Genomic DNA, 15,404 nt, shown 5'->3' with positions numbered 1-15,404 from the left:
TGGCTCGATGCGAGCCGTCCTCACCGGATACGTGGGAGATAAGCTGAAAGTTACGAGCGGATCAGACGAAAAGATATCAAGCCTTCGATGATAGTTTTTATATGATCGCGCTGCGCTTCGCGTCTGGCCTTCATCCGGCCGGGCGCAGGTCGCGCGCCAAGGTCGGCAGCAGTTCGGATACGGTGGGGTGGATCGGTACCGCCCATTCGAGCGTCGGCACCGTGGCCCCCGCGTTCATCAGATCAAGTATGCCGTGGATCGCCTCGTCGCCGCTCGTGCCCAGGATCGCAGCGCCGAGGATCTGCTTCGTCTCGGCATCGGCGATCATCGACATGAAGCCCAGAGTCTCGCCTTTCTCGACCGCGCGGCCGACGCGGGACATCGGGCGTTTGGAAAGCAGCAAGGGCCGGCCGCTCGCACGCGCCTGCGCCTCGGTCAGGCCGACACGGCCAAGCGGTGGATCGACATAGAGCGCATATCCCTGGACGCGATCGCTGACCTTGCGGCTTTCGCCGTCGAGCAGGTTCGCCGCGACGATCTCGAAATCATTATAGGCGGTGTGGGTGAAAGCGCCGCGCCCGTTGCAATCGCCCAGCGCCCAGACACCCTCGACATTGGTACAGAGCGCATCGTCTACGACGATATACCCTCTCTTGTCGCTGGCGATGCCGGCTATATCGAGCCCCAGGTCATCGGTGTTGGGTCGGCGCCCCGTGGCCAGCAGCACGTGGCTCCCGATCACATCGGGCTCGCCCTCGCGACAATCGACGCCGACGCGCACGCCAGTGCCCTCCTTTTCCAGCGTAATACATTTGGCATCGGTGCGGATCGCGATCCCCTCGGCAGCGAGGAAATCGCGGATCGCTTCCGAAACATCCACATCCTCTCGCCCGATCAGACGTGGCCCCATCTCGACGATCGTGACCTTTGCCCCGAAGCGACGGAACATCTGAGCGAACTCCAGCCCGATATAGGAGCCGCCCACCACCACCAGATGCTCGGGAATCTCGGCCAGTGCGACCATGTCGCTATTGGTGAGATAGGGCACGTCGCCGACGCCGGGGAGATCGGGTATCGCAGCGCGCCCCCCGACATTGAGGAAGATGCGCGGCGCCTCGATCGCTTCGCCATCGACGGTCATGCCGTGCGGACCGGTAAAGCGGGCATGGCCACGCATCAGGGTCAGACCGGGCATCGCGCCAAGCCAATCCTCGTTGCTCCTGCGCGAATCATGGATCACGGTCTGCGCGCGTTCGATCACGCGTGCCATGTCGATCGAGATCGGCCCGCTATGTACGCCATACTCGCCACCGCGTTGCGCCAGCCGGGCGGCATAGGCACTCGCAACCATTGTCTTGGTCGGCTTGCAGCCGGTATTGACGCAGGTACCGCCGATCAGGTGGCGTTCGATCAGCGCCACCTGCATTCCGGCCTTGGTCAGGCGCCCGGCCAGCGGCGGCCCCGCCTGCCCTGCGCCGACGATAATGGCATCGAAGCGCCAACTCACGGCAAGTAGACCACGGCAACAGCAAGCCCGATCGCGACCACATCCTCGAGGACAGCAGCCGGACGATCGCGGCCGAACGCCTTGGCCAGCGCGCCGCGCGCCGCGGCGCCGCCCAGCGTGCCGATCACCGCACCCACCGCACCGGCGGCCAAGCCGATCAGCAGGGACGTTCGCGCTGCACCGATGGTGGCGCCGGCGAGCGCGCCCATCAGAATGCGGGCACCGAACTGGATCGGAACCTTGCGGCTCGGCGTGGATGGCAATTGATCGGTCACCAACTCCAGCAGCGCCAGCGCGGTGAATATCCAGGGCGTGTAGGTAAAACCCATGAACCGGATCGAGCCCCAGACGGTACCGAGCAGCCCGAGCGCCGCGGCCCAACTTACGATCGCCGGGGCGGTAAAGGCGCGCAGCCCCGCCACTATGCCGATCAGCAGCGCCGCGCAGACCATCATGATCATCGTCTCACCCCCAGGATCGTGGCGAACGGGCTGCCACCCGCTCTTCACCGCGATGATAGGCGAGGACAATCGATCGGTGAAGCACATTGGCCGCCCCTTGAACCGGAACCGGCCGTATGAAAGGATGAAGGCGGATCAAGTATAAGCCAATCTGTTGGCGCTCCGTACGCGGGTGCTATTGCAGGCGTAACGACATCCCCGTACCTCCCCTCCTGATGCCGCGGGCCGACGCGTGAAGGCCCGGAGGCCAACAAAGGGGGAGAGGATGGCCGGCAATCGCGCCTTGCTCGGGGAACTGATCGCCGAGGCGGTCGCTATCCTCATCATCATCAGTTTCGGTTGTTCGGTCGCAGCGATGATCGTGCTCTACGATCCCAACCCGTACCGGACCTCTTATTGGGGCGTCTGCATCACCTGGGGGCTTGCAACCACGATCGCGATCTACGTGACGGGTGCGATCTCCGGCACGCATGCCAATCCTGCGGTCACGCTCGCGCTTGCGACCTATCGCGGTTTCCCGTGGCGCAAGGTGCTGCCCTATATGGGTGCGCAGGTCCTTGGTGCCTTCATCGGTGCGGCGATCGTCTATGCGCTCTACTGGAACGTGATCGACCATTATCTGGCCGAACAGCATCTCACGCGTGCAGGCGGTGGCGCGGCCGGCATCTTCTTTACCGCGCCGGGCCTGGCAGTGACGCCGTTCAAGGCCTTCCTCGACCAGATCATCCTGACCGCCTTCCTGGTCTTCGGCGTTTTCGCGGTGACCGACGAGTTCAACACGATGGCGCCGCAAGCCAATTTCGGAGCGCTGATCATCGGATTGCTCGTCGCCACGATCGGCGCGTCGGCGGGCAATCTGGAGGCGTGGGCGCTCAATCCCGCGCGCGATCTGGGCCCACGGATATTCGCCTGGCTGTTCGGCTGGGGGGAGTCGGCCTTTCCGGGCCTGCCCAACTACTGGTGGGGGCCGATCGCCGGGCCGCTGATCGGCGGACTCCTCGGCGGCGGCCTCCAGCATCTGCTGATCCGCCCGTTCCTGCCGCGTGACAAGCCGCTCGCCGGCCCGAGATAAGAGGATAGACCATGGCCAAGAAGATCCTGCTGGCGATCGATCAGGGCACCACCTCGACGCGATCGATGAGTTTCGATACCAAGGGCAAGCCGCGCAAGGTCGCCCGCCAGGAGTTCGAGCAGCATTATCCTCGGCATGGCTGGGTCGAGCATGACGTCGAGGATATCTGGCGCGACACGCAGCAGACGATGAAGCAGGTCATCGAGGAGGATGGCGGCGACGTTCGGGCGATCGGTATCACCAACCAGCGCGAAACGGTGGTGGTATGGGATCGCATCACCGGCGAGGCGATCCACAAGGCGATCGTCTGGCAGGACCGCCGCACCGCCAAATTCTGCGCCGAACTGAAGGCGCAAGGTTATGAGGAAGAGGTCCGCGCCAAGACAGGACTGCTTCTCGATCCCTATTTCTCCGGCACCAAGCTGCGCTGGATCCTCGACAATGTGAAAGGCGCGCGCAAGCGGGCGGACAAAGGCGAACTCGCCTTCGGCACGATCGACAGCTTCCTGCTGTGGCGGCTGACGGGCGGCAAGGTGCATGCGACCGACGCTTCGAACGCGTCGCGTACCCTGCTCTACGACATCCACACCGGCGCGTGGGACACGGATCTCTGCAGGATGCTCGATGTTCCCGAGAATATGCTGCCCGAGGTGAAGGATAACTCAACCATTTTCGGCGAGACCGACAAGAGCCTGTTCGGCCGCGCCATGCCGATCGGCGGCATGGCGGGCGACCAGCAGGCAGCGGCAGTCGGCCAGGCCTGCTTCAAGCGCGGCGACATCAAGTCGACCTACGGCACAGGCTGCTTCGCTTTGCTCAACACGGGGGACAAGGCGCTTCGATCCGAGCATGGCCTGCTCACCACCGTCGCTTATTCGATCGGCGGTAAGCGGACCTATGCGTTGGAGGGCTCGATCTTCGTCGCCGGCGCCGCGATCAAATGGCTGCGCGACGGGCTCGGCCTGATCCATCGCGCGTCCGACACCCACGATCTCGCCAACCAACTGGCCGACAATCACGGCGTCTATATGGTGCCGGGCTTCGTCGGCCTCGGGGCGCCGCACTGGGACCCGGATGCGCGCGCCACCATCACCGGCCTCACCTTCGACGCGACCGGCGCGCATATCGCACGCGCCGCCCTCGAATCGGTCGCCTACCAGACCGCCGATCTGGTCGAAGCCATGGTGGCCGACGGCGCGAAGGACGTGCGCACGATCCGGGTCGACGGCGGCATGGCGGCCAACGACTGGTTCTGTCAGTTCCTCGCCGACATGCTCGATACCAGGGTCGAGCGCCCCGCCAATATCGAGACGACGGTGGCGGGCGCCGCCTTCCTGGCCGGCCTAGCCGTCGGCGTGTGGGACAAGCTCGAGGACGTCGCCGCCGCTTGGGCCTTGGATCGGGCGTTCGAACCGAGCATGAAAAATAAGGCACGCAAAGCGCTCAAGACGGGCTGGCGTGAAGCGCTCGCGCGCAGCCGGTCCAAGATTCCAGCCTGAGGATTTTCCCGTGACGTCCCAGCCCAGCGAAGTCGACCTGCTCATCATCGGAGGCGGGGTGAATGGCTGCGGCATCGCCCGCGACGCGGCCGGGCGCGGGCTGTCGGTCCTGCTCGTCGAGCGCGACGATCTTGCCGCGCACACTTCGTCGGCCAGCACCAAGCTGATCCACGGGGGTCTGCGCTATCTCGAATATTACGAGTTCCGGCTGGTGCGCGAGGCGTTGGCCGAGCGCGAAGTGATCCTCGGCATCGCACCGCATCTGGTCAAACCGATGCGCTTCGTCATGCCGCTGGTCGAGGATATGCGGCCGGCATGGATGATCCGCACCGGCCTGTTCCTTTACGACCATATCGGCGGCAGGACGAGCCTGCCCAAATCCGAGGGCGTCAGGCTGGAGGGCACGCCGTGGGGCGCCGGCCTCAAGCATATCGAGCGCGGCTTCGTCTATTCCGACGCCTGGGTCGACGATGCGCGGCTGGTCGCGCTCAACGCGATCTCGGCCGCCGAGAAAGGCGCGACCATCCGCACCCGCACCGGTTTTACCGGCGCCAAGCGCGAGGGCGATCGCTGGATCGCCACCTTGGACGACGGCACCAATGTTTCGGCGCGCGCGATCGTCAACACCGCCGGCCCCTGGGTGTCGCGCGTGCTGGGCGAGCTCGAGGGTGCGCATGCTGAACTGCCCCCGCGCCTCGTCAAGGGCAGCCACATCATCGTGCCGCGCATGTATGAAGGCGAGCACAGCTACATCCTCCAGAACGACGACAAGCGGATCATCTTCGCGATCCCGTACGAGCGCGATTTCACCGTCATCGGCACCACCGACAAACCTTTCGAAGGCGATCCATCCGCGCCGCAGATCGATCAGGACGAGATCGACTATCTCTGCGCTTCGATAAACCGCTATTTCGAGAAGCCGATCGGCGCGGGCGACATCGTCCGCAGCTATTCGGGCGTGCGCCCCCTGTTCGACGACGGTGAGGAAAACGCCTCGGCCGTGACGCGCGATTATGTGCTGAAGCTCGGCACCAGCGAAGGGCCGCAGGTCCTCTCGGCCTTCGGCGGCAAGATCACCACCTATCGCCGCCTCGCCGAGCATGCGCTGGAGAAACTGGAGCCGTTCCTGCCGACCATGGGCAAGAGCTGGACGGGCGCCGCCCCGCTGCCGGGCGGCGACCTGCCCGGCGGCGATTTCGAAGCGTTCCTGCTGATGGTGCGTGATCGCTGGCCTTTCCTCGCCGCCGACAATGCCGAGCGGATGGCGCGGGCCTACGGGACGCGGATCGCGTTGGTGCTGGGCGATGCGCGCGAACTGGAGGATCTGGGGGGCGGTCTCTCCGCGCGCGAAGTGACCTATCTCGCGACCCACGAATGGGCCCGCACCGCCGACGATGTCCTTTGGCGGCGTACCAAGATCGGGCTGCATACGGGCGAAGAGACGCGCGCCGCAGTGGATCACATTCTTGCCGAAGCCGCCTGACCTCGCAGTTTGCTCAGGATGGCCTGGAACCGCGATTCACCCCTCAGATGCGCGAAAGCGGGATCGACCGCGAGGCGCTGATCGGTTGAGCGCGCTCGGCAAGGTTCGGCGCTATTGCTTGTGGCTTGGCTCATTTCGAACAGCCTGTGGTTATCCGATGCCTCTGCCCAACGCGGCGCCATCGATGGCAACCGTTGATCGATGAGAGGGCATCGACGGACGACAGCGACTTAGCGCATTCAGCAAGGGGCCGAACAGGCCTGCTCGTCTTCCCCGACACTTCGCGCTTGATCCGCGCCGAAGAGTAAAGCTGTGGTGGGCCCGGCACCCATTGGATAGAGCCCGGTTTTTGGCCGTTATCCGCCAAATGCGTTGGGCCTAAAAAATACGATGCCCCCCACGATGCCCCCCAGTGATCGAGGCTGGAAATCCGCCATATCAACCCGCAGTCCGAGCGGTTAGAGTTGGCTACCGCCAGCCAGGCTAAGGGGCGGACCTGCAAACGAAGAATAAAGAGGGAGGGGAAAGATGGGGGACGTCGTGCAATTCCCGCGCCACGAATCGGGGTGGACTGACGATCAACGGGCCATGTTCGAGCTACTTGGGGGTGATCCGGACAATTGCCCGCGCGTCGCGCTGCCGGTAACCGACGTGGCGACCGGCGAGCTCGTTTCGCTTTTGCTGCCGCTCGTGGTCTATCGCGGTCGCTCTTGGGCCGTATTCCCGAATGGCAACGTCATGACGCTCGGGCGCTTCGAAGGATGCGGGCATGATCGACGATGAGCGCAATGCCGTCGTCGATCTGGTCGCAGCGAACCCCGAAGCTGGCGAGATCATGCCGGGCTGCGGCGGTGCCCGTAAGCTGCGCCTCGCCAAGCCGGGAACGGGCAAGTCGGGCGGCTATCGCGTCATCACCTATTTCGGCGGCGATGACGTGCCGGTGTTCCTGCTGACCGTGTTCGGCAAGAGCGAAAAGGCGAACCTCACCAAGGGCGAGCGGAACGCGCTGGCAGCGATGACGAAGACCTTGCGGGACAGTCTTTAGCCGACCCGCAGCAAGCCACGGAGGGCTATATGAAGAGTGCTTTTGAAAAGATCGCGGCGGGGCTGGATGACGCCATCGCCCACGCAAAGGGCGAGCCCGGACGGGCGCGGGTCGCGGCGCCGATCGACGTCAAGGCGTTGGTAGCGGCGACCGGGAAGACGCAACAGCAGTTCGCCGCCAGCTATCGCATCCCGATCGGGACGGTGCGCGACTGGTCGCAGAACCGCCGGAAGCCGGACGCCCCTGCCCGCGTGCTCCTGTCGATGATCGCCGTCGATCACGAGGCGGTCGAGCGCCTCGTCGCTGCCACGGCGGAGGCCTAGGCCATGCTTATCATGCAGCGCGGCACGGTCGCGATATGGGACATGGGCGGAGAATGGTACGTCTATAACGGCGCGAAGCTGGTGCGGGTCTGCCCGTCGATCGGCATGGCGCGAGAGGTAGCGAGCGGATTATGAGCGGAGATCCTACGATGAACCCCACCGAAGCATGGCGCGCCTTCCTTGAGACCGTCGCTCAAGAGCTCAGGCTGAACGACTTTCTTGATTGGCTGGCGCGCGAAACGCAGCCCCGGCAAGTCGACCCCGGCGCGGCCGAATACGATATGATCAAGAATTGGAAGGCGGGCGTCGATATCGCCCCGGTCCGCGTGACCACGCTGGACGAAATCGGGCGAGGCGAGACCATCGCCTAGAACAGCCCGAGCACCTTCTTTTTCGTAGCGGCGTCGCGCGCCTCGCACTTCGCGATGATATCGAGCGCGGCCCCTTTCGTCAGATTGGACTTGTCCAGCTGGCCTGTCTGCGCGTCGGCGAATATCTGCCACCCCTTCAGGTCGGCGTCGTCGGCGGGCAGATCGGCGCCCGGGGTCGGCTTAGCGAGTTGATCCGGAACTAGGCTTGAGCAAGGCAGCGCAGCGCGGCTGATCACGATACGCGGCCCGCAGGCAGAGAGAAGAAAGAGCAGTGCGATTGTTCCCGTCGCCATGGGCGATCGTGTCATGGTTCGTCTCCGTCTGGTGATCGACAGCCGCGGTCGCGTCCATCGTGTTGCCGGTGATCGCCGTCGCGTCGCGCGCGGCATTGGTGAAGCTCTCAGCCTCCGATTGCTCGACAGCGGCCCGCGCGGCCTTCTCTTCGGCCGGCGCGGCGCCACAGCTGCGCAGGAACAGCACGACGCCGATCAGCGCGGCAATGCCGAGCACGATCGCGAGGACGCGCCCTATGGCCTTCCACTCGCCTGGAATCATTTCGCCTCGCTCCCGCCTGTCACGTTCACGTCGCCCGAATTGGTCGACGCTACCGGCGATCGAGCGCTTGGGATGCGAAGGATGCCGATCAGGCCGCCGGTGATCGTGCCCAGCCCGAAAGCCTCGACCTTGCCGAGATTGGCAGGCCAGACGCCGAAGCCGACCACTGCGATTGTGAAGACGGCGACCAGGGCCACGAGCGTAGCCAGGTAGGCCACAAGCTGTTCGCGGGGGCTCATGCCAGCACCTGCAGCAGCCGCGCGCGGATCGCCGCGACAGCGGTCAGCCCGATCGAGCCGCCGTTGGTGATCTGCCGGGCCTTAACGAAGTCGCCCTTGTCGATCGCGTCGTTGAGGCGGCCGCGCCTCCAGAACTCGCGGGCGATCAGCAGGCTATCGGCAGGATCCGCGGCCAGGTCCGGCCGATCGAGCAGCGGCAGGTTCAGCAGCATGCCATAGAGGGCGTAATTGCTCTTGCCGGTGAGCTGGAGCATGCCCCTGCCCCGATAGGTGTAGCCGTCGCGGGACGGATAGGGCGCATTGCCGTTGCGGCCGCCGTAGGCGCGGCTGGCGATCTCGATCGGGCGCCCGACCGCCGCAATCGCCTGCGAAGGCGTGAAGTGCGTTGGCCACGTCTTCAGCATGCCGGCCGCGCTGTAGCGTAGATCCTCTTCGAACCTCACGAAGCCGCCCGTCTCGTTGCAGCACTGGGCGACGAACTCCGCCAGGCGCTGGGGCGTGCCGCAGATCGCGTCATCGCGAAGCCACGCCGCGCCGGCGCGGCCGAGCGCGGCAATCGTCTCGTCCGGCTGGCGATCGGCGGCGAACGCGAACAGCGCCGTGAACGTCTTCACGCCCGGGTCGCCATCGATCTTCCCGCACGTATAGCCGGCGCGCATCAACGCAGCCTGGACCTTAGCCCAATCAATCATTTTTCACCTCTTGATGTTGATCAGTCGCCGATCGCGCGCGGCGGGCGTTAAGCCTGCGCCGGCCGGCCTCGTATGGTATGGCTGGTGGCGCCCCGCTTTCCTCCCTGAACAAGAGGGCGGGGCGCCTTACCCTCAATCGGTGTCGTCGAGCCGGCGGAGCAGCTCGATTTGATCCTCGGGCGGGCGGGTCCTGGTGGGATTACGGAACGCAGAGCGCAGGGTAGAACCCAGCGGGGAGGGGTCAGTAATCACCTCGGCGCGCACCGCGTCAGGCATTCCTTGCCCTGCTGGTACCTTCGCCAGATCGGCTACATTCGCGACGCGTGTCAGCTGCTCGAGCTGCTGGTCTGCAATCGTTTCGAACCGCTTTCGTATGAGCCTGAGCAGGCGGTCCGACGAGACGGCTGCAAGCGCGCTGGCAAATGCCTTCACGTCGCCGGTCAGCCCGAACCGGTCGCACACGACGACCGAGAGCAGCCCGAGCATGCCGAGCAGCAGCAGATCCGCGACCACTCCACGCCACGTCAGGCGCCGGCCCTCGCCGAGCGTAAGCCCATATTTCGCAGCAGTCCCGATCGCGAGGCCTGCGATGACCGGCGCGTAGCGACCGGACAGATCGGAGACCGTCACCGATGGAACAACCAGGCGGCGAGGATAAAGCCGGCGACGACGCTGACGTTGGCCGCCATACCCCGCTGGACCCGTACGAGGCTGACCCCTCGAATGAGCGCACGCGTGGCGAGCAGGAAGATCAACGCCGCGCAGGTGGTGAGCACCGCCGCCAGATCAAGCGACCGCGCTACCACCAGCGGAAATGGATGCCCAAGCAGCCATGCCAGATGAGACGGCGCGAACAGCAGCACCGCGAGCGAAATCAGGCCCCACGTGGCGCTTCTGTGCCAGTCGAGGGCTGAAACGGATCGGGGGGATCGCGACCAGGCGAACAGCGCCATCAATGCCAGCAGCACCAGGGCTGATCGCCCGCCGATCAGGGTGGATGTTAGAAAAGCGAGCAGGGTCACCGGGCGGATCCTTTCAGCCGTCGATGTTCAGCAATGCCTCCGGGGGTGCGGGGGGTTAGTTGGTCGGGGCGGCCGTTAAGCCGACAAAACCGAACCGTTCAAATTGCCGTCTAGCAGCCAACTCTCGATCAGGTCGGTTTCGGCGCCCGTGTAGGGCGCGGTCGGCGCCGTGTAGGAAGCCCCGCTGTACTTCTCGACCTGCCAGAGCGCGACATTGCTCACTGCGCCGCCCGATCCGGTCATGTTAGAAGTGCCATTGTAAGTCCGGACGCCGGCAACCTGCTGAGATTGGATCAGCGAGGTGGCGCCGGTTTTGGTGATCACAAGAGCGCCAGCCGTGGCGGCCGTCGTATCGGTCAGATAAACATTCCAGCCATTGGCCGATACGACGAGAGCAACGTGATAGCGATGGCCGGGCGTCAGCGCCGACGCGCTGTTGACAGGCGTAACGATACCGCCCGCCTTTACGGTCAACAGGCCGCCCGACGTGACAGCGACATAGCTATTGGTGGAAAACGAGATGATCGCCTGCGTGCTGGCGGTCAACGCCGGGCAGACAAAGAATGCCTCGAACGTAAGCCCGGCCACGATCATCGGGCAGGCGCCGGTCCCAAGAATAGCCGTCCCGCCAGTCATCATCTGACCGAAGCCCGAGACGCCTGATGCGCTGTAGGTTGGGCTGGTTCCCGTCAATGCCAGCGTGCTTACCGCTGGGATAATCCCGCCCGGCGGCGTGTTCTGCGCGCCTCCTGGCGACGGAGCCGCGATCGAAACCGGATCGAGCGTAGGCATGACATTTCGACCGACCGCGAACCCGTCTGCCGTTCGATTGTCCCGAAGAACGTTGATCGTGCCGTCGTTTACGTTCGCGCCGGTTTCCCAAGGGATATAAAGCCACAGATCGAGCGGCTTGCCGTCGCCGGGGTCATTGCCGAGGGTAAGCGTTAGCTGGGTCGAATTGACGATCGCGCCGCCCGTGATTGGCCATGCCGATCTGACAGAGCCGACCTCATAGAGGGTGAAGCGCGTCCACCAGCTGCCGGTGCCGACAAGCGCGGTGCCGCCAGATTGCTGCGAGAGATTGACCGTAACCGTCGTGCCGGAGCGCGTCGCCGAAACGATCGTCGCGCCGACATCGCCGGACGCATCGCCCCCAGCCTCGGCATAGGTCGCGCGATGGAAATGGGTCGAGCATGCGAGCGCACCGGCCTGCGTCTGATGGACACCATCAGCGGTCTTGATATCTGCCGGCAGTATCTGCAGCGCCGAATTTGCAGTCGCCCACTCCCGGCTTGCCCTACGCATCTGAACGCGTTGCGCGATCGAACCACCCTGAATTGCTGGCGCGAAAGTCGTCGCCGAGAGTGGCCCGGTATTGTGGATACCGCCGACATATTTGGTGTAGGACGGATAAGCCGTATTCAATGCGTTGAGCTGTGAGAACAGGTAATCGAGCGCGGCCTTATAGAGCTTCTTCGTCGAAGATCGCTGGGCGTCGTCATATTCCTGATACCAGAACAAGGATTCCCAGCCACCGACCTGCGCCAGCACGTTGAGGAGTTGAGGCTGAATTGTGCAAAGAGGGGATCCGCCGATGCTGGCGCCGGCGAAACCGCAGACGACCCCGAACTGCGCGCTCTGGCGGTTCAAGAAGTCCATGATGAACGCGCTCTTGTAAACCGTATCGCTGTCGGAAGGCGAACGCCAGCCCGTGGGCAGGCCTGAGCTTACATCATAGGTGGCATAGGCTGACGTGAAACCGTTCGGTGTAATGCCGAGAGAGGCGCAGGTGGTCGATGCGTCGCTTAGAGGGTAGATCATGCGCGTGACTGGCGATTGGCCACCGAATGCGGTGATGCGGCCCATGCCGACGAGCGTGGTCCCGTTCTGCCACGTTCCGGTGCTATCCAGGATGTCGAGATAGCCCCAGCGCAGGCCGGCATCCACGCCTGTGATGTTGACGGTTTGCGCGCCGGTTGCGGCGATCGTGGCGGCTACCCATGGCGCCTGATAATCGCCGCGGGTCGCACCTCCGGAACTGAAGCGGGCAACGATCGTGCCGGCCGCAGTTGCAGCCGAAAGGGCTAGAGGAATGCTGCCCTGCCCTTTGCCCTGTCCGCCTCCGGTTCGGCTGGAACGCTGATAGATGCGATTGGCCGAGGCAAGTTGCGTCATCGTAACGGTAGCGGTTGCCGTAATAGGAGGACCGCCGCGCCCACGCATCACATCCCGCAGGCGCCCGAGCGGGTTAGGGAACATCGCCATGCGTCAGCCCTCGCGCGCGTAAACGGACGTGCTCGCGCCGGTGCAGATGATCGAGATTGCGCCGGTACCAACGTGGGTCGCGCTCTCGTAATAGGCGCCGGCGACAATCTGGAGGCTGTGATAATCGGCCGTCGCGGTGGTGGTCCCGTTGATGTAGCAACTCGCGGTCGTGCTCTGCACCTGAACGACCACGAAATGCCGGCTTGCGTTGGCTGGCATGAGCTGGGCCGCGCTGGTCCCGAACGTGCCGCCGCGATCGGTGGTGGACAGCTGCGGCAGAAACTGCGTCACGCTCGTGGTCGAGCATATCGCCGCGTGCCCGGTGCCATCGTCGCAATAGCTGACGACGCCCGGAACGTAGCCGGCCGGCGCCTTGATCGACAGCCCGACTTGGGCGAGCGACGGCACGCAGGCGAAAAGTGCGAGCGCCAGGGCGCCCGCGAGGTGCAGGATTTTCATGGATTTTCCTTCAGCTTTTGAGTGGGCAGCGGCCGGCGGCGGCCGGATCACGCGATAGTCAGGGTTCCGCCGATCGCGTATCCGAGCTTTATCGGGGCGCCGAAGCTGAGCTGACCATCGGCCGAGATCCCCCATGCGCCACCATCGGCGGTCGCACCCGCGATATACTCCCACCAGATCCGCTTCGTCGTGATCACCTCGTCATCGCCGCCCGCGAGGATGTCGCGGATGGTCCAGCCCAAGATAGGATCATTGCCGATGACGACTGTAGCCGTGGCGCCGGTACCGCCACCGCCCGAGATCACAACCGTGGCATTGGTATAGCCCTTGCCGCGCGTGGTGGTGATGCCGGTGACGACGCCGCCCGCGATCGTGACTGTCGCCGTTGCCCCGGTGCCGTCGCCCACGATCGTCGCGGTCGGGACGCTCGTATAGCCGGTGCCGCCGGCCGTGACCTTGCCACCAGCGATGACGCCGACCTGCGCCAACTCGACATGGCCACGCGAAACGCGGGTGACGAACCGCCCCTTGGGGATTGTCGTCGCCGTGCTGTTGCGCATCCGGCGACGGGGTGAAGCATGGGGGAACGTTTCCAACCGAAGATCGACCTGCGTGAGTTGAACGCCGGTTGCCGCAAAGATCGCATCGGTGATCGAGGTGTTGCTCGCGGAGGTAAGATCGGTGGTGGGCGTCCACGACTGGCCGTTGAGCGTCAGGGAAGCGCTGTTGCCGGTCATGTCGCCCAAACGCGCGCCGAGGCTCTTGGTCGAGCCATTCTTGATCCACTTCGCGCCGCGGCCGAGGCTATCAACCGTCCCGAAGATCGTCGCTGCGAGCGCGCCGGTAATGACCGTTCCTACCGGCGCGGCCAGAACCCATGCGCCATCAAGATCCTTGTAGCGAAACGGGCCGGCGTAATTGCCCACGACATCCCAGCCGACACGGTCAACGGCGAGATCGGTAATGACCTCGCCACCTGACAGCACCTCGTGCTGGAGCATCGCAAAGTTGTCGCAATCGACCAATTCCAGCGTGCAGAGCGCGACGCGCTCCAAGGTCGAAATGTAGATCGCTTCGAACGTATCGTCGCTGCTGCCACAAGCCACCATCTTGACGCGGCTCGGCATCGTGGATGGGCGGATCGTCGGGGCGTTGATCGTGGGCCCCGTATTGTGGAAAAACCATCCAGTGGCGACATAGGTTGAGCCGGGAAGGTCGGTCCGCTCATGATAGGCGCGACACGCATTGAACTCGATCAAAGCGCCAGACGGTATCCCACAGCCGAAACCCTGTCCGGCGTTGGTGCCCGCCATGACGAAATCAACGCGTTCCCATTTCTGCCGAAAGAACCGCGTCTGGTATCCGCTCGGATCGAAGCACATCCCATTTACCGGGTCGTTGTGATCGGGATATTGCGGGTCCATGTCAGAGATGATCTTGAGATCTCTGACTTTTGTCTCGACGTGCGTCTGAATGACCGCTGCTAGCGCGTTCCCGCTTCTGCGGATCTCGGTCCGCGTCCGACCCGAGCCCTGGAGCTCGACGAAGGCAGGCACGAACCTATTGGCATCGGTATGCCCGCCTTCGGAGAGAAAGAGGCGGACGGGGTTCGCGTAGTGGGCCTTGGATGAGATATTGGCGGATGTCGCGCCGCCAACGGTGTCTTGCAGCGCGACAATCGTCGCGTCGAACGTCGCCCCATCGGCCGGCACGTTGATGCGGGTGCCATAGCGATCGAGATCGAGGTAATCGCTTCCGCCGTTGCCGTCGTCATAGATCCGCGACGGATGGATGCCGCCCGCAGCAAACGTCGTGTAGAGCTTGGTCCCATAGGGTATCGTCGCAAGCTGCGACCAATCCGGCGTCAGGTAGGCGAGCACGTTGCTGAAGCTATAGAGCTCGTCCGTCAGGACGAGAGTCTGGTAATTCGCCTGGAGCCACGTGATGAAGGTCGCCACTGCCACGTCAGCCGAGGCGGCAGGGGTCGGCAGCGAAAGTTGCTTAGAGCACACCACAATGTTCGTCGTCAGGTTCTTGACGTAGATCCGAACATAGGGGCTCAGATTACCGGCGCCACCGAACAGATCGACTTCGCTGATGATGAACCGGTTCGTGTGATCCTTGGTGTGGTAGACCCGGATATCCTGCACGAATGCGCGCAGGAACGGATCTCGCACTTGCGGTGCCATGCCGCCAGCGGAGAGCATCGCCTCGGCCGACAGCGACGATGAAACCTGCGCCGCGACCGCCGCCTTGAGATTCGGAGAATCTACAAAGGTCTTGCCGTTGTCGAGCAGAGCGGTGGTGCTGGATCCGGTAACGGACCAGGTTTCGGAGCCCGTCTTGAAATTGACCCGCATGGAGACGGTCAGGCCGGAACCATTGGTGACCGGCAGCGAAACCGGCTTCAC

19 protein-coding genes are annotated in these 15,404 nt (G+C 64.2%); 8 read left to right on the top strand and 11 right to left on the bottom strand.

The window, feature by feature from the left end; all coding sequences use genetic code 11:
- Window positions 1-130: 130 nt before the first annotated feature.
- Together AB4Z44_RS06365 and AB4Z44_RS06360 are read right to left on the bottom strand one after the other, a co-directional pair.
- Window positions 131-1,507, bottom strand: a complete 1,377-nt coding sequence (locus tag AB4Z44_RS06365; protein ID WP_404713223.1) for an FAD-containing oxidoreductase — start codon at window positions 1,505-1,507, stop codon at window positions 131-133.
- On the bottom strand, window positions 1,504-2,055 hold the full coding sequence (locus AB4Z44_RS06360) for a DUF4126 domain-containing protein (RefSeq protein WP_404713222.1): 552 nt from the start codon (window positions 2,053-2,055) through the stop codon (window positions 1,504-1,506). Before AB4Z44_RS06360 ends, AB4Z44_RS06365 begins: the two co-directional genes overlap by 4 nt.
- 178 nt (window positions 2,056-2,233) lie before the next feature.
- On the opposite strand from AB4Z44_RS06360, the gene AB4Z44_RS06355 reads away from it, so the two are divergent.
- The 8 genes from AB4Z44_RS06355 to AB4Z44_RS06320 all read left to right on the top strand — a co-directional run bounded on the left by AB4Z44_RS06355 (window position 2,234) and on the right by AB4Z44_RS06320 (window position 7,761).
- Window positions 2,234-3,040, top strand: a complete 807-nt coding sequence (locus AB4Z44_RS06355; RefSeq protein WP_404713221.1) for an MIP/aquaporin family protein — start codon at window positions 2,234-2,236, stop codon at window positions 3,038-3,040.
- Between the two features lie 11 nt (window positions 3,041-3,051).
- Window positions 3,052-4,539, top strand: coding sequence for a glycerol kinase GlpK (gene glpK, locus AB4Z44_RS06350; protein WP_404713220.1), 1,488 nt, complete (start codon window positions 3,052-3,054; stop codon window positions 4,537-4,539).
- A 10-nt stretch (window positions 4,540-4,549) separates the two neighbouring features.
- Window positions 4,550-6,022 carry a glycerol-3-phosphate dehydrogenase gene (glpD, locus tag AB4Z44_RS06345; RefSeq protein WP_404713219.1) on the top strand — a complete coding sequence of 491 codons (1,473 nt, stop codon included), beginning with the start codon at window positions 4,550-4,552 and terminating at the stop codon, window positions 6,020-6,022.
- Between the two features lie 588 nt (window positions 6,023-6,610).
- The gene (locus AB4Z44_RS06340; protein ID WP_404713218.1) at window positions 6,611-6,805 is read left to right on the top strand and encodes a hypothetical protein; all 195 of its coding nucleotides are present in this window, start codon (window positions 6,611-6,613) and stop codon (window positions 6,803-6,805) included.
- A complete protein-coding gene (locus tag AB4Z44_RS06335) occupies window positions 6,792-7,067 on the top strand; it encodes a type II toxin-antitoxin system RelE/ParE family toxin (RefSeq protein WP_404713217.1) in 276 nt (91 codons plus the stop codon). Before AB4Z44_RS06340 ends, AB4Z44_RS06335 begins: the two co-directional genes overlap by 14 nt.
- 29 nt (window positions 7,068-7,096) lie before the next feature.
- The gene (locus tag AB4Z44_RS06330) at window positions 7,097-7,390 is read left to right on the top strand and encodes a helix-turn-helix domain-containing protein (protein ID WP_404713216.1); all 294 of its coding nucleotides are present in this window, start codon (window positions 7,097-7,099) and stop codon (window positions 7,388-7,390) included.
- Between the two features lie 3 nt (window positions 7,391-7,393).
- Window positions 7,394-7,525 carry a hypothetical protein gene (locus AB4Z44_RS06325; RefSeq protein WP_404713215.1) on the top strand — a complete coding sequence of 44 codons (132 nt, stop codon included), beginning with the start codon at window positions 7,394-7,396 and terminating at the stop codon, window positions 7,523-7,525.
- Window positions 7,526-7,539: 14 nt separating this feature from the next.
- Entirely contained in the window at window positions 7,540-7,761 is a 222-nt protein-coding gene (locus tag AB4Z44_RS06320; RefSeq protein WP_404713214.1) for a hypothetical protein, read from the top strand.
- Here the strand turns inward: AB4Z44_RS06320 and AB4Z44_RS06315 are convergent.
- The 9 genes from AB4Z44_RS06315 to AB4Z44_RS06275 all read right to left on the bottom strand — a co-directional run bounded on the left by AB4Z44_RS06315 (window position 7,758) and on the right by AB4Z44_RS06275 (window position 15,404).
- The gene (locus AB4Z44_RS06315) at window positions 7,758-7,997 is read right to left on the bottom strand and encodes a hypothetical protein (RefSeq protein ID WP_404713213.1); all 240 of its coding nucleotides are present in this window, start codon (window positions 7,995-7,997) and stop codon (window positions 7,758-7,760) included. The genes AB4Z44_RS06320 and AB4Z44_RS06315 overlap by 4 nt on opposite strands.
- Window positions 7,942-8,316 (bottom strand): hypothetical protein, encoded by a 375-nt coding sequence (locus AB4Z44_RS06310; RefSeq protein ID WP_404713212.1) that lies wholly within the window; start codon window positions 8,314-8,316, stop codon window positions 7,942-7,944. Before AB4Z44_RS06310 ends, AB4Z44_RS06315 begins: the two co-directional genes overlap by 56 nt.
- On the bottom strand, window positions 8,313-8,555 hold the full coding sequence (locus tag AB4Z44_RS06305; RefSeq protein ID WP_404713211.1) for a hypothetical protein: 243 nt from the start codon (window positions 8,553-8,555) through the stop codon (window positions 8,313-8,315). The genes AB4Z44_RS06310 and AB4Z44_RS06305 overlap by 4 nt, the downstream gene beginning before the upstream one ends.
- Complete coding sequence (locus AB4Z44_RS06300; protein WP_404713210.1) at window positions 8,552-9,247, bottom strand: glycoside hydrolase family 19 protein; 696 nt, start codon at window positions 9,245-9,247, stop codon at window positions 8,552-8,554. Before AB4Z44_RS06300 ends, AB4Z44_RS06305 begins: the two co-directional genes overlap by 4 nt.
- A gap of 132 nt (window positions 9,248-9,379) precedes the next feature.
- On the bottom strand, window positions 9,380-9,877 hold the full coding sequence (locus tag AB4Z44_RS06295; RefSeq protein WP_404713209.1) for a hypothetical protein: 498 nt from the start codon (window positions 9,875-9,877) through the stop codon (window positions 9,380-9,382).
- Window positions 9,874-10,269 carry a hypothetical protein gene (locus AB4Z44_RS06290; RefSeq protein WP_404713208.1) on the bottom strand — a complete coding sequence of 132 codons (396 nt, stop codon included), beginning with the start codon at window positions 10,267-10,269 and terminating at the stop codon, window positions 9,874-9,876. The genes AB4Z44_RS06295 and AB4Z44_RS06290 overlap by 4 nt, the downstream gene beginning before the upstream one ends.
- Window positions 10,270-10,344: 75 nt before the next feature.
- Window positions 10,345-12,534, bottom strand: coding sequence for a hypothetical protein (locus tag AB4Z44_RS06285; RefSeq protein WP_404713207.1), 2,190 nt, complete (start codon window positions 12,532-12,534; stop codon window positions 10,345-10,347).
- A 3-nt stretch (window positions 12,535-12,537) separates the two neighbouring features.
- The gene (locus tag AB4Z44_RS06280; RefSeq protein ID WP_404713206.1) at window positions 12,538-12,993 is read right to left on the bottom strand and encodes a hypothetical protein; all 456 of its coding nucleotides are present in this window, start codon (window positions 12,991-12,993) and stop codon (window positions 12,538-12,540) included.
- A 47-nt stretch (window positions 12,994-13,040) separates the two neighbouring features.
- Complete coding sequence (locus AB4Z44_RS06275; protein ID WP_404713205.1) at window positions 13,041-15,404, bottom strand: hypothetical protein; 2,364 nt, start codon at window positions 15,402-15,404, stop codon at window positions 13,041-13,043.

The organism is Sphingomonas sp. MMS24-J13 (assembly GCF_044905095.1).
Taxonomy (GTDB): Bacteria; Pseudomonadota; Alphaproteobacteria; order Sphingomonadales; family Sphingomonadaceae; genus Sphingomonas_I.
This window is presented reverse-complemented; position numbering and strand designations above follow the sequence as displayed.